Origin of the sequence: Corynebacterium uberis, from assembly GCF_020616335.1 — a bacterium.
In the GTDB taxonomy this organism is placed as follows: Bacteria; Actinomycetota; Actinomycetes; order Mycobacteriales; family Mycobacteriaceae; genus Corynebacterium; species Corynebacterium uberis.
In genome coordinates, this window is record NZ_CP085051.1 from 121645 (window position 1) to 146488 (window position 24844).

General features: G+C 66.5%; 23 protein-coding genes and 4 tRNA genes. 12 read left to right on the forward strand and 15 right to left on the reverse strand.

What is annotated here, in order from left to right; translation table 11 throughout:
- Positions 1-18: 18 nt before the first annotated feature.
- The 6 genes from LH390_RS00510 to LH390_RS00535 form a co-directional block, all read right to left on the reverse strand.
- The gene (locus LH390_RS00510; protein WP_227281103.1) at positions 19-1488 is read right to left on the reverse strand and encodes a phosphatase PAP2 family protein; all 1470 of its coding nucleotides are present in this window, start codon (positions 1486-1488) and stop codon (positions 19-21) included.
- Between the two features lie 270 nt (positions 1489-1758).
- On the reverse strand, positions 1759-5130 hold the full coding sequence (locus LH390_RS00515; protein WP_227281102.1) for an arabinosyltransferase domain-containing protein: 3372 nt from the start codon (positions 5128-5130) through the stop codon (positions 1759-1761).
- Between the two features lie 97 nt (positions 5131-5227).
- Positions 5228-7306 (reverse strand): galactan 5-O-arabinofuranosyltransferase, encoded by a 2079-nt coding sequence (locus LH390_RS00520; protein ID WP_227281101.1) that lies wholly within the window; start codon positions 7304-7306, stop codon positions 5228-5230.
- Positions 7307-7457: 151 nt separating this feature from the next.
- Complete coding sequence (dprE2, locus tag LH390_RS00525) at positions 7458-8219, reverse strand: decaprenylphospho-beta-D-erythro-pentofuranosid-2-ulose 2-reductase (protein ID WP_227281100.1); 762 nt, start codon at positions 8217-8219, stop codon at positions 7458-7460.
- A 34-nt stretch (positions 8220-8253) separates the two neighbouring features.
- A complete protein-coding gene (dprE1, locus tag LH390_RS00530) occupies positions 8254-9669 on the reverse strand; it encodes a decaprenylphosphoryl-beta-D-ribose oxidase (protein WP_227281099.1) in 1416 nt (471 codons plus the stop codon).
- A 415-nt stretch (positions 9670-10084) separates the two neighbouring features.
- Positions 10085-10366, reverse strand: a complete 282-nt coding sequence (locus LH390_RS00535) for a hypothetical protein (protein WP_274709846.1) — start codon at positions 10364-10366, stop codon at positions 10085-10087.
- Between the two features lie 39 nt (positions 10367-10405).
- Here LH390_RS00535 and LH390_RS00540 point away from each other — a divergent pair, with 39 nt between their 5' ends.
- Genes LH390_RS00540 through LH390_RS00555 form a run of 4 tightly spaced genes read left to right on the forward strand, consistent with a single transcriptional unit; the run spans position 10406 to position 12792 of the window.
- On the forward strand, positions 10406-10918 hold the full coding sequence (locus tag LH390_RS00540) for a hypothetical protein (protein WP_227281098.1): 513 nt from the start codon (positions 10406-10408) through the stop codon (positions 10916-10918).
- Entirely contained in the window at positions 10915-11352 is a 438-nt protein-coding gene (locus LH390_RS00545; protein ID WP_227281097.1) for a hypothetical protein, read from the forward strand. The genes LH390_RS00540 and LH390_RS00545 overlap by 4 nt, the downstream gene beginning before the upstream one ends.
- A 25-nt stretch (positions 11353-11377) precedes the next feature.
- The gene (locus tag LH390_RS00550) at positions 11378-12334 is read left to right on the forward strand and encodes a hypothetical protein (protein WP_227281096.1); all 957 of its coding nucleotides are present in this window, start codon (positions 11378-11380) and stop codon (positions 12332-12334) included.
- A gap of 23 nt (positions 12335-12357) precedes the next feature.
- Positions 12358-12792 (forward strand): GtrA family protein, encoded by a 435-nt coding sequence (locus LH390_RS00555; RefSeq protein WP_227281095.1) that lies wholly within the window; start codon positions 12358-12360, stop codon positions 12790-12792.
- Here the strand turns inward: LH390_RS00555 and glfT1 are convergent.
- From glfT1 to LH390_RS00575, 4 genes are all read right to left on the reverse strand, one after another.
- Entirely contained in the window at positions 12789-13694 is a 906-nt protein-coding gene (gene glfT1 / locus LH390_RS00560) for a galactofuranosyltransferase GlfT1 (RefSeq protein ID WP_227281094.1), read from the reverse strand. The genes LH390_RS00555 and glfT1 overlap by 4 nt on opposite strands.
- A gap of 72 nt (positions 13695-13766) precedes the next feature.
- On the reverse strand, positions 13767-14105 hold the full coding sequence (locus tag LH390_RS00565) for a hypothetical protein (protein ID WP_227281093.1): 339 nt from the start codon (positions 14103-14105) through the stop codon (positions 13767-13769).
- A 259-nt stretch (positions 14106-14364) separates the two neighbouring features.
- Complete coding sequence (locus LH390_RS00570; RefSeq protein ID WP_227281092.1) at positions 14365-14706, reverse strand: hypothetical protein; 342 nt, start codon at positions 14704-14706, stop codon at positions 14365-14367.
- A 5-nt stretch (positions 14707-14711) separates the two neighbouring features.
- Positions 14712-14891 (reverse strand): hypothetical protein, encoded by a 180-nt coding sequence (locus LH390_RS00575; RefSeq protein ID WP_227281091.1) that lies wholly within the window; start codon positions 14889-14891, stop codon positions 14712-14714.
- A gap of 12 nt (positions 14892-14903) precedes the next feature.
- On the opposite strand from LH390_RS00575, the gene LH390_RS00580 reads away from it, so the two are divergent.
- On the forward strand, positions 14904-15551 hold the full coding sequence (locus LH390_RS00580) for a hypothetical protein (RefSeq protein ID WP_227281090.1): 648 nt from the start codon (positions 14904-14906) through the stop codon (positions 15549-15551).
- A gap of 93 nt (positions 15552-15644) precedes the next feature.
- Here LH390_RS00580 and wzt read toward each other — a convergent pair whose 3' ends face one another.
- Both wzt and wzm read right to left on the reverse strand, forming a co-directional pair.
- A complete protein-coding gene (gene wzt / locus LH390_RS00585) occupies positions 15645-16433 on the reverse strand; it encodes a galactan export ABC transporter ATP-binding subunit Wzt/RfbE (RefSeq protein WP_227281089.1) in 789 nt (262 codons plus the stop codon).
- A 48-nt stretch (positions 16434-16481) separates the two neighbouring features.
- Positions 16482-17387, reverse strand: coding sequence for a galactan export ABC transporter permease subunit Wzm/RfbD (wzm, locus tag LH390_RS00590; RefSeq protein WP_274709826.1), 906 nt, complete (start codon positions 17385-17387; stop codon positions 16482-16484).
- A 236-nt stretch (positions 17388-17623) separates the two neighbouring features.
- Between wzm and LH390_RS00595 the strand changes: the two genes are divergently transcribed.
- A complete protein-coding gene (locus LH390_RS00595; RefSeq protein ID WP_227281087.1) occupies positions 17624-18796 on the forward strand; it encodes an aminotransferase class V-fold PLP-dependent enzyme in 1173 nt (390 codons plus the stop codon).
- Positions 18797-18813: 17 nt separating this feature from the next.
- Here the strand turns inward: LH390_RS00595 and LH390_RS00600 are convergent, their stop codons facing one another.
- A complete protein-coding gene (locus tag LH390_RS00600) occupies positions 18814-19812 on the reverse strand; it encodes an NAD(P)H-quinone oxidoreductase (RefSeq protein WP_227281086.1) in 999 nt (332 codons plus the stop codon).
- 74 nt (positions 19813-19886) lie between these two features.
- Between LH390_RS00600 and LH390_RS00605 the strand changes: the two genes are divergently transcribed.
- Both LH390_RS00605 and LH390_RS00610 read left to right on the forward strand, forming a co-directional pair.
- Positions 19887-19971: transfer RNA gene (locus LH390_RS00605), tRNA-Ser, on the forward strand.
- A 177-nt stretch (positions 19972-20148) separates the two neighbouring features.
- Positions 20149-20442, forward strand: a complete 294-nt coding sequence (locus LH390_RS00610; protein ID WP_227281085.1) for a hypothetical protein — start codon at positions 20149-20151, stop codon at positions 20440-20442.
- A 166-nt stretch (positions 20443-20608) separates the two neighbouring features.
- Here the strand turns inward: LH390_RS00610 and LH390_RS00615 are convergent, their stop codons facing one another.
- Complete coding sequence (locus LH390_RS00615; protein WP_227281084.1) at positions 20609-21625, reverse strand: MDR family oxidoreductase; 1017 nt, start codon at positions 21623-21625, stop codon at positions 20609-20611.
- Between the two features lie 18 nt (positions 21626-21643).
- Positions 21644-22720, reverse strand: coding sequence for a histidinol-phosphate transaminase (gene hisC / locus LH390_RS00620; protein WP_227281083.1), 1077 nt, complete (start codon positions 22718-22720; stop codon positions 21644-21646).
- Positions 22721-22922: 202 nt separating this feature from the next.
- On the opposite strand from hisC, the gene LH390_RS00625 reads away from it, so the two are divergent.
- The 4 genes from LH390_RS00625 (at position 22923) to LH390_RS00640 (ending at position 24767) form a co-directional block, all read left to right on the forward strand.
- Positions 22923-23014, forward strand: a tRNA-Ser gene (locus LH390_RS00625).
- A gap of 1 nt (position 23015) precedes the next feature.
- Positions 23016-23088, forward strand: a tRNA-Arg gene (locus LH390_RS00630).
- Positions 23089-23180: 92 nt separating this feature from the next.
- Complete coding sequence (mgtE, locus tag LH390_RS00635; protein ID WP_399524733.1) at positions 23181-24548, forward strand: magnesium transporter; 1368 nt, start codon at positions 23181-23183, stop codon at positions 24546-24548.
- A gap of 146 nt (positions 24549-24694) precedes the next feature.
- Positions 24695-24767: transfer RNA gene (locus tag LH390_RS00640), tRNA-Arg, on the forward strand.
- Positions 24768-24844 lie beyond the last annotated feature (77 nt).

Below are 24844 nucleotides of genomic sequence, written 5' to 3' on the forward strand. Positions count from 1 at the left end.
GTAGCCTTCGGTCGTGCTTTAGCTGCTTATCGACGCCCCCGTCGCCCGCACCACACTCGCCTCCGGCTGCCCCGGCTCCACCGCGATGACCGCACCGTTGGCATCCACGGTCACCCGGGAACTCAACGCCGCAGGCAGGTTCAGCCGCGCCCACCCCTGCGAGGACGCATCCAACGGGTAGCCCGAGGGGCCCTGCGTGGCGGCGAGGACGGCGCGGCGCTGGGGGGCGTCGAGAAGCGGGAACGCCGTGGCCAGCAGGGACTCGGCACCCGCCGGAACTACCGGAGCGGCATCGGTCGCCGACGTCGGAGCAAATCCGTAGGTCAGGCGCGCGCGGAAGGCCTCCAGCGCGGACGCGCGATCCGTCACCGGGCGGGTGGACACCGCGTCCACGAAATCGTTGGTGTAGTGGCCCGTGCGGGCGATGCACGCCGCTAACGAATCGCCCAGCCCGGCGTCGGCGCAGCGGCCCGCCAGGTAGCCGGTCAACTCCGCGCGCGCCGACTCAATCAGCGCGCCACCTTGCGGCGAGGCGGCCAACGCCGCGGCGTTGGCCTGGCCCTCGATGCGCCCGCCGATGACATCCAACGGGTAATGCACCCCCAACACGATGCGGTTATTGCCCGCCTCGGAGGCGCGGGTGATGATCTCCGGGCCCAGCTCGGGCAGGATCTGCGCCAGCTGCACACCAATGCCATAGGCGTAGGTGGTGTGCCCAGAGGGGAAAGCCTGATTCAGCTTGCGCAGGCCCTTCGGGCCCACGCCGGCAAAGACGTCATAATCCACCGTGCGGGTCTGGCCCGTCAGCGGGTGGGTGCCCTGATCCGGGATCCGGTGAATATCCAGCTGCGGGGCCAGGCCGCGCAGGTCATTGTCGCCATTGCGGCTGCGATCACCGATACCCCCGCGCTGCGTATCCGCGGTGGCCAGGAAGGGGCGGGGGAAATTGAAGTCCGTCTTCGCGGTGCCGGTCGTTGCGGCGTCCTCCGCCGCGGCGATGGCCGCATCGGTGTCCGGCAGCACCCCCTGCTCGATGCCTTCGCGCAGGTAGGTGCCCAGGGTGGGGCCGAGGGCGTCGGCAAGCGTTTCTACCCACGTGCCATCCGCATCCACAACCGCGCGGGCGGCCTGGGTGGCAGAGGCGGCGCCCGCGTGGTTGATGGCCAGCAGCGTCTCATCGTTGCGCTGGAGCACCGCGGCGCCCTGCTCGGTCACGGCGCCCTTGAAGGCCGTCGCGCGCAAGGTCTCTTCGGAGGACTTATCGAATGCGGCTGGGGTCCACCACTGGTAGAACTCGCCGACCAGGGCGGTGTGGTCGATGGCAGCCGGCGCGGGCTGGGGCTGCTGCTGTTGCTGTTGTTGCTGCTGTTGCGGCGCTTGGTGCGGGGTGTGGGCGAGCGCAGGCAGCGCCGGTAGAGCAGTGGCGGGCAGGGCGGCGGCCACCAGCACAGTGGTGACACAGCGGCGCAGGCGATGTGGGGACGTCATGGCAGATGAACCTTCCAGGGCAGGAGTTGGAACCCCTGTGATGGTGCACCCGCCAGGCAACGCTGGCGTTGCTTACGCGCGACGCCGAGGTTGCTGCGAGGTGAATAGTTGGTGGGCTGGGCATAATGTCGTCACCTGCCGTGTCAAGTTTCTCGCGACCTGGGGAAATGCATTACTTGACGCGGCAGGTTACGACATTCCGGCTCGAACCGCCGCGAACCGGGCGGCGCGCCAAGCCGCGCCGCACCGACCCCAGCCGCCGAGCGCCGCCTAGTCCTTCTTCGTCTTGATGTGCATCTTCCCGGGCGACCAGATCCCGGAGCGGATGACGTCATCTTCGGTGATGTGCGCGGGCGTGGGGGCGTCGCCTTGGGAGTTGGTGCGCAGGCGGTAGAGCTCGATGGAGCCCCAGTCGCGGCCCCAGTCGTGGCGCAGGTAGCCGGGCAGTTCGTAGGTGGTGTTGACGGCTTCGGTGGTGCCCATGGGGCCGCCGCCGACGTAGTTTTGCACCGGGGTGAGAGTGGACTTGCCGGGGTAGTCGGGGGAGATGCGGTATTCGGGGATTTCGATGACCCCGGCGTAGTGGTCGAAGGGCCGCTGGCAGGGGAATTGGAAGCCGACGGGCCAGTCGATGAGTCCGGGGCGCTGCGTGCCGATGACCTGGCTGAGCGTGTCGAGCGTGGGCACGCGCGGGGGCAGGAAGCCGACCCATTCGTCTTCGTCGAGGTTGGTGTCGGAGGCTTGGATGCGCACGACGTTGGCTGCCTCGGGCAGTTTGTCGATGGGGTAGCGCAGGTTGCGCCACTGGGGGGAGCCGCCGACGTCGTACATTTCCACGGAGCCGGTGTCGGTGACCTTGCCGGAGGCGTCGCGGGTGCCGTATTCGAGGACCAGGTCTTGGCCCTTTTGCTCGATGCCGTTGATGTCGTGGTGGTGGATCTTGCCAAAGGCGGAGACCACGACGACGGGGGTGGCGTCGCCGCCGCGGGGCAGGGTGTACCAGGCGGAGCGGGCCTTGGCGGGGCGCTGTTCGCCTTGCTGGTAGGAGCCCAGGACGGGGACCTTGGTGTAGTCGATGTTGAAGGGCAGTTTTTGGGTGGAGCCGTTGGGGCCCTTTTGGGTTTGGGCGCGGCTGCCGCCGGAGGTGCCGGTGTCTTGGCCGGAGGAGGTGGTGTGGTCGGTGGCGTCGTCGTCGGCAACCTGGTGGGCGATGGTGTCTGAGTTGCTGGCGGAGCTGGTGGAGGAGTCGGCGTCGCCGTTGATGCCCTTGGGCAGTTGGTTGGGGCCGAATCCGCGGTTGCCGTCTTGGTCGAGGGAGTCGCCGAGGGGGGATCCGTCGGCGGGGGTGAGGAAGGACTCGTTGGTGTTGGTTTCTACGAGCACGTCGTCGGCCAGCGCGCAGCCGTGTCCGGTGAGGTTGCGCAGGTTGCCTTTGCCCACGGAGTAGGCGGGGTATTGCTCGGCGAAGCCCTTGGCAAAGCTGCCCAGGGACAGCACGAGCACGGCTGCGGACAGGACGGCGATGGGTGCGGCTGCCAGACCGCGCCAGGTGCGCTTATCGACGCCCCCCTCGTCCACCTGTGCACGGCCGCGCCCGCGGCGCACCTCCCGCAGGAAGGACAGTGCCACGCCGCAGACGAGCACGGCGAGCGCCAGGTAGAGCACCACGGAGGTGGCAAAGATGGCGTGCAGCTGGATGGGCCGGTCCCACCAGGGCACCGCGAAGCTGGAGACGTACCACCAGCCATTCTTGCCGGCGAGCGCCAGGGCGAAGATCATGAGGAAGGCCCCGCTGATCAGGGTCAGGGCGCGCGCGGATTTCAGCGCGGCGGCGCTGACGGCCACGGCGGCGATGGCGGCCAGGGCCGCGGCGATGCCGGCGTGGGCACCAAAGTGGTGGGTCCACTTGGTGGGGGTGAACATGAGGAAGAAGAAGGATCCGATGACGATGATGAGCAGCCGCACCGTCGGCGCGGTGGCCACCCCGGTGATCTCGCGGCGCCGCAGCAGCGTCACGCCCACGATCACCAGCGCTGCCAGGAAGATAAACACCGGGAAGCGCCGCGTGATCGAGCCGTCCACGGAGTCGAGGGACAGCAGCGACTGGTAGCGGGCGAACTCCTCATACCAGGGCAGCGCGGGCCCGGTCTGGCTGCGCACCCGGGTGGCCTCGAGCACGCTGGCTAAGGTCTGGTGGCCGAACACGCCGACCAGGATGGCGGTGCCGGCGGCCAGGAAGGGCCCCACCAGGGCGAGGACGGCGCCGATGCGCCGGCCCCGCGAGGCGTCCGGTCCCAGCTGCGGCAGGCGGGCGATGAGGATGCGCAGCAGCGGCGCCAGGGCGGCGACCAGTGCTGCCACGGCCATCAGGCCGGTGGGCCCGGCCGCCAGGGACAGGGTGGCCAGGATGACGCCGATGGCGGCGGGGAAGAGGCGTCGGGCGGCAATCGCATGCTCGAAGGCGACCCAGGCGGCCACCGCTCCCAGCGCCACGGCCGGCTCGGGGCGGGTGCCGTTGTTGTAGGGCAGCCAGAAGGTGAGGAACACCAGGGCGGCGGTCCACTGCGCCAGGCGGCGGCGCCCCAGCTGTCCGCCCAGCAGCGGCAGCAGGAACCGGGAGAGCAGCAGCCAGATGATCAGGGCGGCGATCAGCGCGGGCAGGCGCATCCACACGGAGGCGGTGGACACGCGGGTCATCAGGCCCAGCAGGTCATAGTAGGGCCAGCCAAACGGCGATTCGGGCACCCCGAACCAGCGGTAGTAGTTGGCCATGTAGCCGGCGTGGTCGGCGAGTCGGCCCATGGTCAGCAGGTAGCCGTCGTCGGAGGTGTTCGCGCCGAAGATGTGCCAGAAGGCCAGCACCCCGCCGACCACGGCGTCGATGCCGCGGGGGCGCCACCAGCCGGTGGGCATGACCCGGATGCGCCCGCGCCCATCGGCGCGGTCGAGCACCCGCAGCGCCCACAGGGAGATGACCAGGCACACGCCGCCGATGATCATCGCCGCGGCCTTCCAGGCGGTGGGTGACGTGGTGAAGCGGGAGTTGATCTGGATGTCGGTGCGCAGGCCGGCGTCGATAAGCGCGGGTGCCGAGGCCTCGGTGAGTTCCGTGAACACCCCGGCGACCTGCGGGCGCAGGTCTTCTTGCGCGGCATCCTCGTCGGAGGAGAACTGCGAGCCCGCATCCCCGGAGACCGCCACCGTCGCCCCATCCGGGGTCGTGGAGACCGTCACCAGCGTGTCCTGCGGCAGCGCGGCGACCTGGCGGGGCGACAGCTCAAAGATCACGTGCCCGCGGGTGACCACATCCATGCCGCCGTCGAAGGAGCGGACGAACAGCCCCCGGTTGAAAGCATCCGTCGAGTCGTTGGGCAGCGTGCCCAGGATCACCGACTCGTCCTTGCGCAGCTCATGGACCGCACGCACCGGAACCTGGGCCTCCAGCCGATCCGGCGCATAAGAAATCAGCGGGGCCGTCACCGAGGACACCCGCCCGTCCTGCGGCCATTGCAGCGACGACTGCACCTGGTGGACCGGCAGGAACGGAACCGCAACAAAGAACAAGAAACCCACAACGCCGGCGATAGCCGCCACCCGGGCGGCCCACCGAGGTTGAGCTGAGGTCACGACGCTTTCAGACACAGCACGGTAGTCTACGGCAGGTCGGCGCCCACACCGCTTTCCGACGCCCCTGCTCACCGCTGACCCGCAGCCCGCAGCGCAGCCAGCGGTCCTGCCGCTAGGTGCGGATGGCCACCACGAAGGGGCCGACCTGGCGCACATCCCACAGCCGGGAATCCGCAAACGCCTGCGGGTTAAAGAACATGCCGCGGAAGCGAATGTTGGGGTGATTGGGGTAAATGTCCTCCACGATGTGAATCTTCAGCCCACTCGACGGGGTGCCCTTGCCGGGCGCGGCGGCGGCATCCTTGTCGGCCGCGGTGGCGGCGGTGACATCGCTGACATCGCCGCGGAAGAGCACCACATCCGGGTGCCGCCACGGCGCAGCGTCCATCGCCGCGACCAAATCCTTGGGGTTCGCCAGGTCGGTCCAGGAGCGCTGGGCCCAATCCTCAATCGCCGCGTTGCGCCGATCAAACTCCCCCAGCGGGTTGGCATAGTGGCTGGTAAAGGCCTGGAAGCCCAGGTAGGGGTAGAAGCTCATGAAACGCGTCTCATCCGCCAACACCACCGTGGACGTCGGCTCGAAGCCGTGGGCACGGATCGCCTCATCCAGCTGCGCGTAATACTGCGTGGCATCCGGCGCGTAGCGGTCCGCCCGCTGCCCGTAGCCATCCGTATCCGAATAGGCGTGGTCAATGTTCTTCTGGTTGACCGTGGGAATATCCTGCGCATACTTCACCGCGGCCAGGGCCATCACCACCACAATCACGGTGCTAATCGCCCCCCGCGCCCGCCGGCCCAGCTGCTGCGGGTAGGCCCGCTCAAAGCCCACCGTGCGCAGGTGCGCGATCCCCAACACGCCCGCCGAGGCCAGCGCCACCGCCACCGGGATCTCCACCCGGAAGCCCAACAGCGTATCGCCCACCAGGGTGACCAGCATGGAGGCCACAATCCACCCATACATGGTTAGCACCGCCACGCTCAAGGCCCGGGCGTCCGCCTGGGCCAGCAGGCCCGGGGCGGGCGGCATAGTCGTGTCCACGCGCCGCTCGTCAGACTTAGCCGACGCGGCAGGCGCCGGGAAGCGCACGATGAGATACGCCAACCCCGCCATGCACAGCACACCCACCACCGAGGCGGACAAGAACGGGACCGGAACCTCCGCGCCCTCACCGGGAAGGTAGTGCATGGCCGTCGCGCCCGAATGGTTATTGCCCCGCAGCGTCGCCCACACGTACGGGCCCCACGTCACCAGCGCAATCAGCCCCGAGCACACGCCCACCACGGCCACCCGCAGCGCCGGGCCGAAGGAACGCTGAGTCCAGGACATCGCCAGCCCCAACACCACCACGCCCAGGGCGGCCAGGCCCGTAAACAGCGTGTACATCGTGGCACTGACGCCCAAAAACACCGTCACGCCGGCCAGCGCGAACCACGAGCCCGCCAGTGCGCGCCGCGCAATAACCGCCAGCGCCGGCATCCCCACCGCCACGATCACCGCGTACGGCTCCTGGGGCGACAGGCGCAAAACAATGCACGTGCTGGCAATGGCAATAGCGGCAGCCACCGGCAGGGAACCGACGATTCGCTGCCACACCGGCACCAGCACGCAGCACGCTCCAGCCAAAGAGACCAGCGCCCACGGCTGGAAGACCTCCCAGCCCGGCAGATGCAACACGTTGGCCAGCCGGCCGCCCAGCCAAAACCACGTGGCCGGGTAGTAGGTGGGCATATCGGCATAATTCATGTCCGCCAGTGAGGTCGTGGTGGCCATGCGGGTGAGGAACTGGGTGCGAAAACCCTGATCAACCTGCAAACCGTCCGTATACAGCCGGGTTGCGGCCAGCGGGATTCCCGTCGAGGTGATCACCACGCCCGCCGGCGCCAGGTAGGCCACCGCGTGGGTCAGCCACACCCGCCACCGCGGGCGGCTTAGATTCGCGCTATCGCGCATCCACCACAGCGCCAGGCCCGCGACGAGGAACAGCACCGCCACGCTGCCCGCCGTGGCCAGCGCCCGGGTGACCATGGAAGTGTTAAACGCCGGCAGGCTAATCCGCTTGAGCACCAGCCAGCACACCAACGCGAAAGCGCCGCCGCCAAGCCCGGCGCCAGCCATGGCGCCCAGCAGCCCGGCCCGGGAGAGCCGGTCATCCGTGCGCGTCTGGTGGTGTACTGCCGTCGCTGAATCCATGTGCCTTAGTTTCCCACATCACCCCGGGCATGCGGACAGAGGCGTGCTGGGGTGCGAGCCTGCCGGGGCACCAATAGCAGGCACCCCTGCCACGTGAGCGCGTCAGTGGCAGGGGTGCGGTGAGGGGTGCGGTGTGGAAGCCCGCTGCGGGCTAGAACGGCAGCTTGCGGAAGATCTGCCGAGGAATCAGGTTAAACACGGCGCTGACCAGCTGGAAGGCCGGGTGGACAAAGATGATGTCCTTGCCGTCAATCACGGCCTCGACGGCGGCCTTGCCCACGTCCTCGGGGTCGACGGTCAGCGGGGCCTCCTTGACGCCGGCGGACATGCGGGTGCGCACCTGGCCGGGGCGGATGGTCAGCACCTTCGCGCCGGTGTCGCGCAGGGCCTCGCCGAGCTGGGTGTAAAAGCCGTCCAGGCCGGCCTTGGAGGCGCCGTAGACAAAGTTGGAGCGGCGCACGCGCACGCCAGCCACCGAGGACATGGCGATGATGGTGCCGTGACCCTGGGCGGCGAAGCGCTGGCCCAGCAGCACGCCGACAGAGACCGGGCCGGTGTAGTTGACCTGCGCGGAGGCCACGGCCTTGGCCTGGTTCTGCCAGAGTTCTTCCTGGTCGCCCAGCGTGCCAAAGGCGACGATGGCCACGTCCACGTCGCCGTGGCTGAAGGCCTGGTCAATGACGTCGGGGTGGGTGTCAAAGGCGGTGGCGTCGAAGTCGATGACCTCGACCTCGGTGGCGCCCTGCTCGCGGAGGCGGGCGGTGGCGGCGTCGATATGCGGGGAGTCCGGCAGAGCGGCCAGGGTGACGCGGGCGGGGCCGCGGTGGAGGAATTCGGCGACGATGGCCAGTCCGATTTCGGAGGTGCCGCCGAGCAGCAGGATGTTTTGGGCTTGGCCCACGGCGTTCAGCATGAAGGGATGCTCCTTAAGTTCAGCGTGGTGTTTCTTAGTGCAGTTCCAGGCGGCGGGACATGTCGGAGGCGAACACGCCGGTGGGGTCAATATCGTTGCGGGTCTTGAGCCAGCCCTCCATGCCGGGGTACATCTTGTGGAACTTCTCGGCGGAGGTGCGCGACTCCTTGGCCAGGTAGAGCCGGCCGCCGAACTCCATGACCTGGCGGTCCAGGTCGTCGAGGAACTCACCCAGGCCGGGTCGGATGGGGAAGTCCACGCACACGTTCCAGCCGGGCATGGGGTAAGACAGCGGCGCGCGGTTGCCGGGGCCGAACAGCTTGAACACGTTGAGCGCGGAGTAGTGCCCGGAGGCCTGCATCTGCTTGATGATGTCCTTGAACGGCTCGACCGCCTCGGTGGGCACCACGAACTGGTACTGCAGGAAGCCCTTGGAACCGTAGCCGCGGTTCCACTCGCCGATCAGGTCGAGCGGTTGGTAGAACTGCGTGAGGTTCTTGATCTTGTTCCGCGCCGGCGCACCCATGAGGTAGTAGGCCTCGCCGATGGCGGACAGGGACAGCTTGTTCATGGTCCAGGACGGGAAGATGTCCGGGACGGTCATCAGCTGCGGGGCGTTGAACTTCAGCGGGTCCTTGGCCAGCTTCGGCGCGAACTCGCGCAGCTGGTCCAGGGTGGCCAGGGAGCCGCGCGAGATGGTGGCGCGACCCAGCTTGGGCTCGGGGGAGATGACGTCGAACCAGGCGGAAGAATAGGTGTAGTTGACCTCGGAGCCATCCGAATGGAAGGCCACCGTCTCATCGAGGGTGCCGGTGCGGTCCGTATCGGAGATGAAGTAGGCGGTCTCCGTCTTGGTCATGCGGATGGTGGCGCGCACGATGATGCCGGTCAAGCCCATGCCGCCGACGGTGGCCCAGAACAGGGTGCCGTCGGGGTCGTCCGCGGAGCCCTCGGGCTCGAGGTGGAGGATGCGCCCGTCGGCGACGAGCAGCTCCATGGAAACCACGTGGTCACCAAAAGACCCGGCGGAGTGGTGGTTCTTGCCGTGGATGTCCGGGCCGATGGCCCCTCCGATGGTCACCTGCCGGGTGCCGGGCAGCACCGGAACCCACAGGCCGTAGGGCAGGGCGGCCTTCATCAGCTGGTCGAGGGTGACGCCGCCGTCGACGTCCACGAGCGCGGTGTCCGGGTCGATGGAGTGGATTCGGTTGAGCGGCTGCATGTCCACGACGATCCCGCCACCGTTTTGTGCCGGGTCGCCGTAGGAGCGGCCCATGCCGCGGGCGATGATGCCGCGCCGGGCGTGGGCGGGCTTGGTGGAGTTGTCATCGGCGACCTGCTTGACGGCCGCGACGATGGTCTCCAGGTCCGGGGTGGACAGCACGTGCGCGGTTGACGGCGCGGTGCGGCCCCATCCGTAGAGGGATTGTTCTGTGGTCTTGATGGCCATGTGGTTTTCTTTCCGAATCCTTGCGTAGCTGTTGCTTCCGTCCGCGTGCCAGCGCCCGGTGCGGGCCCCGGCGTGTGCAGGCGCTGCGGGTGGCAGGCTACCCGCGATAGGGCAGGCCTGCGGCACCGTAGCGTCGCCACCGGCTCCGATACGCCCCCACCATACCGAGAATGAGTGATGAAACCATGATCCCGGCGGGGTCCTGTTGCAATCGTCACCCTAGCCGGATGACTGTACGGCTGGGTGTGCAGCGGCTCGCGGGTGCCGCAGGCGGGGTGTCCGGGAGTTTCTGGACGTGTTTGGATGTGCCCGAATGTGGGTCAGGGCGGGCCGGGGCACGCTAGGGCACGCCGCGTTACGCCGCGGCGCGCCGGGTGCCACCAAGCCGCCAGCAGGCCGCCAGCAGGCCAGCCCCTTAAAGGTCCAATAGCTCGCGCACCCGCGCCGGTAGCTCCTCCTGGCTGGTAATCACCGGGCCATCATAGGCCGCAAGCTGCGCGTAGACCTCGCGGCGGCTGGTCGAATCCAGGATGGGCATCTCTTGGGCGACCAGGCGTGTCATAAAGTCATCGAGCGGCAGCTGGGTGTGCTGGGCGGCGATGTGCACCTGCCCATCCCCGTGCGCTGAGTGCGCTGAGCGCGCCGAGTTGCCAGAGCCGTTGCCAGAGTCATTCCTTGAGCCGCGTCGTCCCACCATGCCGCGCAGTCTACCCGCCGGTGAATTAGGGTAAATCCCATGACCCAGCGCACGCCGAGCACCCCCCAGCACTCCCACGACACCGAACAACCCGGCTCCCCCGACTCCTCCGACTACCCGGACTACTACGCCCTGGATGACACGCGCGCCGGGCGCCTGACCCAGGCCGGTCTCGCCGCCGCACTCCTGGCGGTGCATGATTGGGCGCCTAGCCCGCGGGCCGCCCGCGCCTGGCAGGCGGGCATCCTTACCGGTGGGGTGGGGCTGGTGGCCTACCTCAACGCCACGGATGAGAATCCGGATAATGATGTCCACGCCATCGTCGAGCGCATGCGCGCGGAGCCGCACGGTGACGTCCTGTCCCCGGCGGCCACGTGGGGGCTGCTCGGCGGGGTGGTCGCTGGCGGTGTCCTTGCTGCGCGGGGGCTTGCCCGGGCGCGCCGGGCGGCTGCGGGAAGCTTGGGGCGCCGCGGCGTCGCAAAGCCGAATACGGTGCTGGGGTTGGCCGTGGGCGCGGTGGTGTTCGCCGCCTCTGAGGTGGCAGCCCAGTGATCGCCGTCGTGGATGGGCCGGTGATCTGGCACGTGCAGACCACCGGCATTGACGCCGGCATCCTCACCGGGGCGTGGATCACCGAGGACCCCGCGGTCGCCGACTCCTTGCTTGCCGACGCCGCCGCGGTCATCCACCCCGGAGACGGCACCGTCGAGCGCATCACCGCCACCATCGAGGAGGCGCTCGCGGACTACACGCGGGTTGACGCCGAGGCCCGCTTCGCCGCGCTCGACGCCCCCGATACCGCCGAACTCACCCAGGCCTACACCGGAGAACCCATCGCCGCGCAGGCCTGGGCGTGCGCCACGGCGCTAGCCAGCCTGATCAGCCAATGGGCCAGTTATGAAAGCGCACGCAGAGCGCGCAAAAAACTGCAGGAAGCCTACGGAACGGAAGCCCGCGAGCTGCCTTATACCCCGCCGTCTGACTAGTGTCAACGTGTCTACCCTGGGGGGCATGTCCACACAGCCAGGCGACCGCATGGCCCCGGTCATTGACCTCGACGCGGTACGCGGGGCCCATGATGCCCCCGTCACCGCGGGAGTCAGCCACGCCTTCACCCGGCTCGCGCCCACCGACTCGCACAGCTGCGCCCGCACCGCGGTCCTCCAGGCGGCCTGCCTCCAGGCGGACGTGGAGGTCTACCGCCACATCGGGGTGGACACTGCGCTTTCCCTGGGGGAGCTGGCCCAGGTGGTCGACGTGTGCTTTGGCTTCGCCTCCGAGCGGGGGCCGCAGGTCAGCGGCGGGGAAGTCACCACCCCACACTTCTGCTTGTGTGGCACGCCACTGCCTTCAAGCGATCCCATCGCCGCCCACCTGCGCGAGCCGGGCGACCAGCTGACCTACCACTGGGGTTTGTGGAAGGTCCAGCTCAACACCGTGGGCACCTACCCGCGTGACGAGCACACCCCGCGGGCCCTGTGCGTCGGAGGATCCGGCAGCTTCACCGACCAGCCGCCGAGCATGCCGCTGATCAACGCGGAGCTGACCGGCCATGACGCCATCGCCACCGTCATGGCCCAAATCAAACCCGGCCTGGCCCGCGTCATCCGCCGCAGCGGGCTCACGGAGTTTGTCCAACTCCTCCAGGCCCTGGACCTCGACGCCCCTGTGTCATTGCCCGCCGCCACCGTCGCCGAGCTGCGCCGCCTGCCCGTCGAGGATGGCCCGGATGCCGACGCCTTCTGGGCCACCGCCCTGGCCCTGGCCTGCCTGTCCGCCCCCGCGACGGACGAGATCACCCTGACCACCATGCGCGCTCTGGGACATACGCCCGCCACCGCAGCGGACGTCCACGCCGCGTGCGCGGCCTCCTTGGACGTCCTGGCCCGCGCGGGCGGCTGTGGAAAGGGGCGCCTGCCCGTCTTAGAGCGCATCGACGTCTACCGCGTGCTCTTTCACCGCGCATAACCCCTGCGGTACGCTGACCGCTTGTGCACAACCAGCAGCCCGAACGTAGCGCCACTGCGCTGACCCTCCAGACCCAGATCTTTCGGTTCATTGTCAGCGGATGCGTCTCCGCGCTTCCGGACCTCGGCCTGACCTGGCTGCTCAACATCGTCTTCGGCGTCAACGTGCCCATTTCCCGCACGGTGGGCTTCATCGTGGGCACCACCACCGCCTATCTGATCAACCGGCGCTGGACCTTCCGGGCCGAGCCCTCCTGGCGCCGATTCTTCGCCGTCGCCGTGCTCTACACCATCACCTACGGCATCAACCTCGGCGGGCAGACGCTGGGCCAGCACGTCTTCGCCGGCTGGGGGTGGAACGCCTCCGTGGGCCTGGTGGTGGCCTTCGTCCTGTCCCAGGGCACCGCGACGGTGGTCAACTTCATCATCCAGCGCACCCTCATCTTCCGTGTGCGCTAGGGGCGCTGGAAACGCTCGGCGCGTCCCAGGCGGTGCAGCCGCAGCCACTCCTTAAAACCGGCGAGATCGCGGCGCTGCACCAGGAAGAACCACGCGAAGCGGGCGTATTCCTGCGGCAACAGGCGGCGCATGCCGGGCTGGTTCATCAGGTAGCCGCGATTGCGGTACGTGAAATAGCGTTTGCCCTGGTTATCCGGGTATTGGGTGTGCATCCTCCCGCCGAGGATCGGCTTGAACTCCTCCGAGCCGTCCGGGTGCACGTACGCGGTGGTCAGGGCGGTGCCAAACTCCAGCCCGGAGCGCACCAGACGGCGGTGGTACTCCACCTCGTCGCCGCGGATAAACAGCCGGTAGTCCGGCACCCCGATGACCTCCATCGCGCGCGCGCTGATCAAAGCACCGTTAAACAGGCTGGCTATTCCCTTAACGACGTCCCCCTCCAACTCATCCCTGCGCCGCTTCCACGTCAGCCCCTGCCGCAGGGGGAAGGCCAACAACTCCGGGTCTGCGATGTTGCAGACAACCGGGGAGACTTCGTGCAGACCGTGGGTGGCGGCGACGTCGAAAAGCGTGGACAGCACGTGGGTGTCGGCGGGGTGGCCGTCATCATCGGCGCACCAGATGGCCTGGGCGCCCAGCGCCAGCGCGGTGAGGAACCCGTAGGCAAAGCCCCCCGCCCCGCCCAGGTTGGTGGCGCTGGGCAGGTAAACACCGCGATCGCCCGCAACCTCACCCAGCAGGTCGCGCACCGCGGACTCGTTGCCGTTGTCCACCACGATCACCCAGTCCACCGGCTTATCCTGCGAGCACACCATCTCTAGCGAGGTGCGCAGCAGGTCAACGCGGCGATGGGTGACGATGACGGCGGCGACCGTCTGCGAGGGGTTCAGCGGCGGGATCATGGCAGTCATTGTGCCACGGCTGGTTGCCCGTCGAGCGCTGCGCGTGCCGTGGGGTGCGGAGCAGGCAACAATCTAGGCGGAGGTCTCGTCGAGGGTGCTGTAGGTCATTTGCGGATCAGTTTCGGGGGTTGAGGAAAGGAATTTTTCCATGAGGCCACTGGAGAGGAGAACGGCGTCAAAATTCCATTCCACGGTTCCGTCTGCGTCGACGCGATAGTCATCGGGAACTTGATCGATGGGCAGTTCGATGGTGAGGTCTACCGGCCGACCATCGTGTTTGTCGTCGCGTTGGCAGGTGATGCGCAGCGTGCAGGTCTGCTCATTCTTGGAAATCGTCCACGATTTCAGGCAATCTGCCTCCAGAGAGCTTTCGAGAATGTTCTCGATTGTGAGGTGGTAGAATTTGACCATGTGTGAAACTTTAGACTGTTCTCTTTTCATGGTAAGCCTATCCTCGCATTGAAACAGTGAAGGTAATAGCGTGGCTTATTTGCGCCTAGGGATAGTTTTGATGTCAGTGACAAGTAGTGGCTGTCATGTAAGGGACATGTCTTCCTTTAGTGGGGTCACTCGAGGATAGTTGAAGAAATTTATCCCTGAATTCTTAGCACGTTTCCAATCCGTCAAACCGGGCACCAGGCACGTCTGGGTACCGGTGGGTATGGCTATCTTAAGGTTCAAGGAGAAGACATTCGGAATCTGGACCAAAAGCCACGATAACCTTAAGGCGAATAGGTGTTTTGCAACCGTTGACTACATCGATAAAACGATATGAAATATGGTTCTCAGCTTCCTCAGGTCCTCGCTGAGTCTCAGTGACGCACGAGGCGACCGGATTTACCGCTCCCATAAAGTCCAGTGGGGGGTGTAGGGATGATCCGAATTGTGAGGAAACAGCTGCCAGGTTTGTGGATGCAGGGGATTCTGTGGCAGCGTGATGGGTGCCGAGCACTAAGGATGTTGGTGTGTACATGGCCAGAATGAGGGGCAGGGCCACTTGAGCAATAGTCATGGTAATCAACCTTCAAGCCTGGAGTAGGTCATGTACGGACATTTTTCGGGTGTTGATGTGAGGAACTTTTCAATAAACCCGCTGGCCTGAAGCATGGCGCTGAGGTTCCATTCTACGGTTCCATCGTCGTCGATGCGATAATCATCAGGGATACGCTCAATGGGTAGTTTGATGGTGAGGTCCACAGGGCGTCCTTCGTGCTTGTCATCGCTCTGGCAGGTGATACGCAGTGTACAGATCTGCTCATTCTTGATGATTGTCCACTGTTTGATGCACTCTGCGTCGGAAGAAGTTTCGATCATGTACTCAATGATGAGGTGATAGAACCTGACCAGGTGCTCAAGTTTGGTCTTATCTCTTTTCATGGCTCCGATCTCCTCGAGGTGAAGTTGCTAGATATAGAAGGCGGTGATCACTCCGAGCGGTCTTCCATTGGGTACATCCCTGGTGTTTCCCGTGACGACCACTTTCATTCGGTGACCGTCAATCTCAGCAGTGCACTCGGTATTTTTGTCCGTAAGAACAAGATCGTTACCGCAGCCGGGAGCGTGGTAGATCACGTATTCGATATCGTGCGCTTCGGGGACGAAACCGCCATGACCATCTTGGATGTGTGCGATGCCAAAACCTTCATATACCGCAGCATCGTGTTGCCCTTTCCGCAAGGGAATATCCTCGCCGTTCGGGCCGATGATGGTGGACACTACCTGCCAATTGACGGGGTTCGGGTTGATTCCGCGCTCTCCCGCGAGCGCGGGGATGGGCAGTGTCAGGGCCGCGCAGATGAGGGCGGCGCAGGCGGCAGCTGGTGTACGGGTAGCGCTGTTCCTGCCAGGCCTCCTTAGTGCCTGTGGGTGTGGGTGTGACCGTTACGCTAATACAGCTGCACGCAGGGGACAAGAAGGGGACCCTAAGAAGTACGGTGCCCCCGCGCCCACCTATTCCGCCTGGAACTCCTTGATCATGGTGCGCACCCGGTCGGCGGCCTCCTTGCCTTCGTAGGCCTCCACCACCTCGTCGACGAGCCCGGCCTGGCGGACCTCGCCGTGGTCGATCCACAGGGCGGTGTTGCACAGCTGGGCCAAAAAGTCGTTGGAGTGGGAGGCAAAGACCAGGATGCCGGAGCGCTTGACCAGTTCTTGGAGGCGGACGCGGGCCTTGGCCATGAAGGCGGCGTCGACGGCGCCGATGCCTTCGTCCAGAAGCAGGATTTCGGGCTCGATGGAGGTGACCACTCCGAGCGCCAGGCGCACGCGCATGCCGGTGGAGTAGGTGCGCAGCGGCATGTTCAGGTATTCGCCAAGTTCGGAGAATTCGGCAATCTCATCCATTTTGGCTTTCATGGAGCGCCGGGTCTGGCCCAGGAACAGGCCGCGGATGATGATGTTTTCATAGCCGGAGATCTCCGGGTCCATGCCCACGCCCAGGTCAAAGACGGGGGCCACGCGGCCGCGCACGATGGCGGAGCCGCGGGTGGGTTCATAGATGCCGGACAGTAGCCGCAGCAGCGTGGATTTCCCGGCGCCGTTGTGGCCGACCAGGCCTACGCGGTCGCCTTCGCGCAGGTGGAGGTTGATGTCGCGCAGGGCTTCCACAACCACGGTGTTGTTGGAGTTGCGGCCAATGGCGCCGCCGGCGGCGCCGAGGAAGGCCTTTTTTAGCGAGCGGGTTTTGGCGTCGAAGATGGGGAAGTCAACGCACGCGTTGTGGGTATCAATTGAGACCATAGTGGGGGACATTCTCCTGGGTGGACAAGTGGGGGAACAACAAGGCTGTTACACCCAGTAGCTGACGCGGTAGCGCCATTGCCGCATGGCAAACAGCGCGAGGATGAGCCCGGCGAGGGTAAAGCCGATGACAATCCACCAGTGGTAGGCGGGCAGCGGTGCGCCGATCATGGGGGCGCGCACGATTTCCAAATAGTGGTAGAGCGGGTTGAGTTGGGCGAGCTTGGCGCGCGAGCCCATATCCGCCATGTTGTTTTGCAGCGTGGAGGTCATCCACACGATGGGGGTGACGTAGAAGAGCAGCTGGGTGCCGGCTTCCAGGAGGGGGGAGACATCCCGGTAGCGGGTGGCGATGATGCCAAAGAACATGGCCACCCACACGCCGTTGGCTATGAGCAGCGCGAACGCGGGGATCATGAGCAGGATGTCCCAGCCCAGTGGCCGCGGGAAGATGATCACCAGCAGGAGCCAGATGACCAGGTTGTGGGCCAAGAACAGGGCCTGCTTCCACACCAGCCGGTAGACGTGGACGGACAGCGCTGAGGGCAGTTGTTTGATCAGGCCCTCGTTATCAATGAAGATGTCCGCGCCTTCTTTGATGCACCCGGAGATAAATCCCCACAGGATCAGGCCCACGGTGACGTGGGGCAGGAAGACGGAGATCTCAATTTTGAACAGGACGGAATACAGCAAACCCAGGGCCAGGGCCATGACGCCGGTGGCGATGGTGATCCATAATGGTCCCAGCACGGAGCGCTTGTAGCGTTGTTTGATGTCTTGCCAGCCCAGTTGCAGCCATAGTTCGCGTTGTTGGAATCCGCGAACTAGGTCGGCCCAGGCGGCGCGCAGTGTCCGCGATTGGGAGGGGACTGCGGTGCCGGTGTCGCTTGCGGTGATGCGGGCGACGTCGGCACGCAGGGCTTTTTTCTGAGTCTCTTCCTGCACGGTGCCCAAGCCTAGCGGTCTTGGCCCCCAAGACAATTCTTTAAGCCCCGTACAGGGGGCTCTATGCTGGTGGAGTGCCGGTGCAGTGCACGCGGTACCGATGCGCTATCAGCGCTGTATCAGTCGGCGGTCGTACAGGTGAGGGTCCGCTGTAGTCAGGATTACTGGCGGCTTATACACTCTGGTGCGTAAGAGCGACTTCTCCGGATCCGGCCGGGCGTTTTTTTAGAGGAAATGAGGAAGAGATGGCCTACGATGTCGCGGTTGTTCGCGGCCGCTATGGCTCGCTGGGGGACGGCTGGACGTATCTGAATGCGCATGATCGGCCGCAGCTGCCGGTGCGGGTATCGGGCGGTGTCAATAAGGCATTCCGCGCAGCGCCCACACCCACTTTCGGCGCCCATACGCAGGCGGAGGATACGCTGGCGCAGGCCCGCGAGGCGATTGCGGACCTCGTGGGTTCCACCCCGGAGCTGGTGGTGTTGGGGGCGAGCCTGGAGGGCCTGTACGCGGCCCTGGCTCGGGAGATGCACTCGATGCTGCGCCACGGGTCGTCGATAGTGCTCTCGCACCAGGATTCCCCGCGGCTGTCGCGGGCCCTGGAGGGGGTGGCCACGGACGTGCGCTGGGCGCACCCGGACCTGGGCACCGGCGAGCTGCCGGCGTTCCAATTCAGCGAGATCATTGACTCCACCACCCGGCTGGTATCCATCCCGGCCGCCCACGAGCTGCTGGGCACCGTCACCCCGGTCCGCGAGATCGTCGAGCGCGCCCACCAGCGGGCCCGCCTGTGGGTCCTGGTTGATGTGTCCGCGTACGCGCCGTACAAGCTTATCGACGTCGACGACTGGGACGCAGACATCCTCGCCATCGATCTCGCACAGATGGGGGGACCTGAAGTTTCCGCCCTGATTTTCCGCACCAACCGCATGCTCGGCAGGCTGGACAACCCCGAGGCCCTTGCCAGCCGGGTCTCCGCCGGACTTGCCGGCGGGGTGGCCCCCCTGGTCGACCACTACGCCAACCTTGTCGACGACGCCTCCGGCACCCGCCGCGACCGGCTGCGCTACAGCCTGCCCCAGCTGGACAACTACCTGCACTCCCTGGGCCGCGACCTCACCTTCTTCCTCGGCGCGCTGCCGTCGGTCCACATCTTTGGAGTCAGCGGGGAAGTAGCCGCCGGCGCGCAGGCGGACCGCACCGCCCGCATCTCCTTTGCGGTCAAGGGTGTCCCCGCGGAAACCGTCCAGGGGCGACTACTAGACAACGGCCTATTTACCGCGCTAACCCCCCACACCCCGCTGCTGCGCGACATGGGGGCAGAAGAAATCGGCGGGGCCGTCACCGTATCGCTGGCGCCGTTTAACACCAACCATGACATCGACCACCTCACCCGGGTGGTCGCCTCCCTGGCCTAAGGCCGTGTCTTAAGGTCTTAAGCGTTCGGCTGACCTTCCGGCTGCTCCACCGTCAGCACGATCTTGCCCCGATTGTCGCCGCTGGTGAGCGCGGCGTGGGCGGCGGCGGCGTCGGCAAGCGGGAACGTGCGCACCGCGTGACGCACCGCACCCGCGGCGACCATCGGCCACACATTCTCCACCGTCTGCGCCACGATGCGCGCCTTGTCCTCCACGGCTCGCGCCCGCAGCGTGGTGGCCAAGACCGACTGGCGGCGCGGCAGCATCGCGCCCAGATTCAGCTCCGCCTTGCGCCCGCCCTGCAAACCGATGATCACCAGCCGGCCGTCCAGGGCCAGGCAGCGCATGTTGGAATCCAGATACTTCGCCCCGATGATGTCCAGAATCACATCACAGGACCCGCCCAGCTCTTCGACGAAGTCCTGGGTGCGGTAATTGATCACCGTATCCGCCCCCAGCTCGCGGCAATAGTCCGCATTGGCCTGCGAGCCCACCGTCACCGCCACCTTGGCGCCCAGCGCCTTGGCTACCTGAATTGCCATCGTGCCAATGCCCCCGGCGCCGCCATGAATGAGCACCCGCTCACCGGCGCGCAGCCGGGCCGTCATCACCAGGTTCGACCACACCGTGCAGGCGGTCTCCACAAACCCGGCGGCCTCCACCACGCTCATCCCCTGCGGGATCGGCGTGAGCTGGCCAGCGGGCACGGCCACGAACTGCGCATACCCACCCCCGGCGAGCAGGCAGCCGACCTGGCTACCTACGGCCACATCCGTATCCCCGGCATCCACGACCGTGCCCGCGCACTCCAAGCCCAGGATCTCACTGGCACCCGGCGGCGGCGGATAATGCCCAGCCACCTGCAACACGTCACCCCGGTTGACCCCCGCCGCGGCGACACGCACCAGCACCTCGCCGGGCGCCAACTGCGGAACCGCCACGTCCGTCAGTTCCAGGGTGTGGGTATCCGTTGCCTTCATCGTTGCCGCCGCTGCGGGCGTTGAGGTGGTAGTCATGGCCCCACACTAGGCCAGCCGGCCCGGGTCAGGTAGTCTGTTGGCCGTGGCTTTCCCAGCAGGAAAGCCCGCTAGGAGACGTGGCAGAGCGGCCGAATGCACTGGTCTTGAAAACCAGCGACGGGCAACCGTCCGCGGGTTCAAATCCCGCCGTCTCCGCTCGTGAAGGCACATGCCTGCTGCCGATAGTCCGGTGAGCAGGCTTTTTGCTTGCCAGCCAGCATTGCCGCGCGCTTGTCGACGCCGCCGCCCCCAGGCCTGCGGAGAAGGTCTCGGAGACAACTGGGGAGTTAAGGGATTTCTTGCAGGATTCCTTCGGATGAAAGACTCATGGCCATGACATATTTCTCACTGACCTGGGATGGAGAACGGGAAGAATTCACCCTCACTAACACGAGTTCCTATGTGCTCGAAGAAATCATGGTCTACGCCGTCAAGGACGGCACAGTGTTCTTCCCGCGCTTCCAGGTGGCATGGGAGGGGATACCGCCAGGGGGATCCCGCTCCTTCACGATTCCGGAAGAGGTACGCGGGCACAGGCTCCGCTCCGACTTCTTAGTCCGTCTACCTGCTCTGCACGAGCGGCAGGAGTGGCCATCACCGACCGGCTCCGAGCAGGACGAAGAGTAAACCCACGCCGGTGGGGCAGGGGTGATGCTCTTGGAGGTAATGCCCAGACTGCCGCAAGTAGCTGGGCATTGGCCGGATTTGCGCGCTGCGCACCGGATGCCTACAAGGAAGTTGTGGCTGTTTGTGCCATGCCCAGAGTGATGATGCTGTCGATGCTGGGGTGGCCCTACGCCACCCGTACGACGGTGCGCCCGTGCCCGCGTCCGGCGAGGAGTTCGGCGCCGGCGGCGGGGGCGTCGGCAAGCACAATTTCTTGGGTGAGCCCGGCCAGTTTCTCCAGGTCGAGGTGCTGGGCCAGCAGCGCCCAGGCGTGCTCGCGCAGCGGCTTGGGCGCGTCGACGGAGTTGATGCCCACCAGGCGTACGGCGCGCAGGATGAAGGGCAGGACGCTGGCGGGCAGGTCGGGGCCTTGGGCCAGGCCGCAGGCGGTGACCACGCCGCCCCAGCGGGTGGCGGCCAGTGCGCCGGCCAGGCCGTGGGAGCCTAGGGTGTCTACCGCTCCGGCGAAGCGGCCCTTGGTCAGGGGGCGGGGGTTGTCGGTCAGCTCGGCGCGGTCGATGATGTCGCTGGCGCCCAGGCCGCGCAGGTAGTCGCTGTGTTCGGCGGCGCGCCCGGTGGCGGCGGTGACTTCATATCCCAGTGCGGCAAGCAGCATGATGGCCACGGATCCCACGCCGCCGGTGGCGCCGGTGACCAGGATGGGGCCTTCGGGGGCGGCGATGCCCTCGCCCAGGTCTGCCCAGGTGGCGCGGTGGCGCTCGAGGGCGTCGACGCACAGGGCGGCGGTGAATCCGGCGGTGCCGATGGCCGCGGCGTGCCAGGCGTCGATGCCGTCGGGCAGGGCGATGGTGGAGGCGGCGTCGACACGCAGGCGTGGGGTGTAGCCGCCGTGGCGGAACTCGCCGAGCCCCGCCCCGTTGACCAGCACTGTTTGGCCCTCGGTGAACTCTGGGCTGGAGGATTCGCGGACCGTTCCCACCGCGTCGATACCGGGGATGAGCGGGCTGACGCGCATGACGCCCTTGTCGCCGGCCAGCGCCATGGCGTCCTTGTAGTTCAGGCTCGAATACTCCACGTCAATGAGCACGTCGCCGGCGCCCAGGAAGTCCGGCTCCGCGGTGGTATCGCGCAGCTGCGTGGTCGCGTCGGCGTCGGTGCGGGTGACAATCAGTGAATCGCTCATGGGGCCCAAGTGTAGGTGCTAGTCAGCGCGTGGGTTGCTTATCGACGTCCCTCCTACCGCAGCCTCCCACGCCGCGAGCACCGCGTCCGTTTCCTCTTCGGTGGTCACGGTGATGCGCAGGCCTTCCGGGAAGGCGCGCACCAGCACGTTGTGGTCGGCCAGGGCTGCGGCAGTGCGGGCGGGAAACTCGGGATCCTCGGCCGGGGTGGGCACCCACACGAAGTTGGCTTGGGAGTCCAGCGCCCCATAGGGGCGCAACGCGGCGGCCAGCCGGGCGCGTTGGACTACTACTTCCTCGGTGCGCTGAAGCAGCTCGGCGCTCGCCTCCAGGCTGGCCACCGCGCCGGCCTGTCCCACGGCGTTGACGCCGAAGGGAATGGCCACCTTGTTCAGCGCCGCAATGACGTCTGCCGGGCCGAACGCGTAGCCCACGCGCACCCCCGCCAGCCCGTAGGCCTTGGAGAAGGTCCGCAGGCCCACCAGGTTGGGGTAGTCCGCGGTGGCGGCGCGGGCGTCCGGGGTGTCCGAGTTGCGGTGAAACTCCGTGTACGCCTCATCCAGGGCCACCAGCACGTTGTCCGGGACGCGCGCCATGAACTGCGCAAATTCTGCCTGCGTGATCGTGGTGCCGGAGGGGTTGTTCGGGTTGCACACAAAGATCAGCCGGGTGCGCGGCGTGATGGCCTGCGCCATGGCATCCAGGTCATGCTTGCCCGCCGCATCCAGCGGCACCTTCACCGGCCGAGCGCCGACAACCTGGGCGAAGATGGGGTAGGCCTCGAAGCTGCGCCAGGCGAAGATGACCTCGTCTCCGGGGGTGCAGGTGATCTGCACCAGCTGTTGGCACAGTGCGGAGGATCCGCAGCCCACCGCGATGCGGTCCGGGTCCAGGTCCAGGTGGGCGCCCAGGGCTGTGCGCAGCTGCTGGGTTCCCATGTCCGGGTATCTATTGGCCCCGGCGGCGGCCGCCGCCATCGCCGCGGCCACCCCCGGCAGCGGCGGATGGGCCGACTCGTTGGAGGAAATCTTTACCGCCCCTTCCCGGCGCACGCCGGGGACGTAGGTGGGAATGGAAGACAAGTCAGCGCGGATCATGCAGGGAGTCTACCGCGTAACCGCGGATTGAGCGGGGGCTGAGCGGGGGTGCGGGGTGTGGAGTGGGTGAGGGGAGGGGGCGTCGATAAGCACCAAACAGGCGCCACGGCACGCGGTTGGACCCGCGGCCGGGAATTGGGGTAGCATTCATCACGGTTCATGGTGCGCGCCCGTGGGGTGTGTGCAATGAGCTTGTTTACGCGGAGACGTGCCAGAGCGGCCGAATGGGGCTCACTGCTAATGAGTTGTCCTCTTAACGGAGGACCGGAGGTTCAAATCCTCTCGTCTCCGCCACGCGCCCGTAGCTCAACGGATAGAGCATCTGACTACGGATCAGAAGGTTGGGGGTTCGAATCCCTCCGGGCGCACTCATCGTCGCCCCGCCGCTGTCTGTACCCCAGGCAGTGGCGGGGCTTCTTCGTAGTGTCGGTAAATCGATGCGCAGCGTGAAGGAGGAACAATGGCTCTCCAAGAATCCATGGACGCCCAGGTAGACCAGCTGGAAAAGATGCTGCGAGCACGAAAACTGGAACCCGCGGAAGCCCGCGAGCTCGCGCAGCTAGCCGCCGTTCCTCCCATCCAAGAGCTCGTGCGCCTGGTGGAGCGCTCGGACCCGCCGCGCGCCGCCAAACTCCTGCGGCTGCTCTCCCGCGACCGCTCCATCGACGTCTTCGACGCCCTGGACCCCGGCCAGCAGGCAGACCTGCTCGACGCGCTGCTCGACGAGGAGACCGTAGAGTTCTTCGCCGCCCTGGACCCCGACGACCGGGTCTCCCTCCTCGACGAACTGCCCGTCGAGGTCGCCCAGCAACTGCTGCGCCACCTGGACAAAGATGAGCGCGACGTCACCGGCATCCTCATGGGCTACCCCAAGGGGTCCGTCGGCCGCCGCATGTCGCCTGAGGTGCCCACCATCGTGGAAACCATGACCGCCGAGGAAGCCCTCACAGAGCTGCACCGCTCCGCCGATGAAGTAGAAACTATCTACTCCATCCCCGTGGTCACCCGCGACCGCGTCCTGCGCGGCATCTGCTCCCTGCGCACGGTCTTCACCGCGGACCCGCAGGAACGCGTCGGCGACCTCATGGTCCACGCCGTCAGCGCCAACGCCCACGACGACGCCGAGGAAACCGCCCGCTGGTTCTTGCCCCTGGACTACCTGGCGCTGCCGGTTGTCGATGACTCCAAACGCCTGGTAGGCATCCTCACCTTCGACGACGCCCAAGACATCGTCGAGGAAGCCGACAGCGAAGACACCGCCCGCTCCGGTGGCGCCGAACCACTCCACCAGCCCTACCTGACCATCCCCCTGTTCAAGCTGGTGCGCTCCCGCGTGGTGTGGCTGCTCGTCCTGGCCGTCTCCGCGCTGCTCACCGTCAAGGTGCTCGACTCCTTCGAGGCCACGCTGGCATCCGCGGTGGTGCTCTCCCTGTTCATTCCGCTGCTCACCGGCACCGGCGGCAACACCGGCAACCAGGCCGCCACCACCGTCACCCGAGCGCTGGCGCTTGGCGATGTCGGCAGCTCCGACATCGGCCGCGTCCTGTGGCGCGAACTGCGCGTCGGCCTGACCCTGGGCCTGCTGCTCGGCTCCCTGGGCTTCTGCGCCGCGTGGGCGGTCTACGGCTGGCACCTGGGCATAGTCATCGGATGCACCCTGCTGGCCGTCTGCGCCATGTCCGCCACCGTCGGCGGCGCGATGCCGATCCTGGCCAAGACCGTGGGTGCCGACCCAGCGGTGTTCTCCAACCCGTTCATCTCCACGTTCTGCGACGCCACCGGCCTGATCATCTACTTCCTCATCGCCAAAACGGTGCTGGGGATCTAGGGGCTTCCGCGCCCCAATGCTTATCGACGCCCCCGCCCCCTCACCACCCCCAGTTAGGGGCGCTGGCCTGCGGATTTGTTCCTCCGCTGAGGCGGGGAGTAAGGTAATTCCACGTTGCACAGGAGAGCAATTCTCCACCGCGACCTGCGCCCGTAGCTCAACGGATAGAGCATCTGACTACGGATCAGAAGGTTGGGGGTTCGAATCCCTCCGGGCGCACGTGTGATCAACCCCGGCCAAGCGGCCGGGGTTTTTCGTTTGCCTGCGTGGGGGCGGGGGCGCGGGGCTTGGCGGCG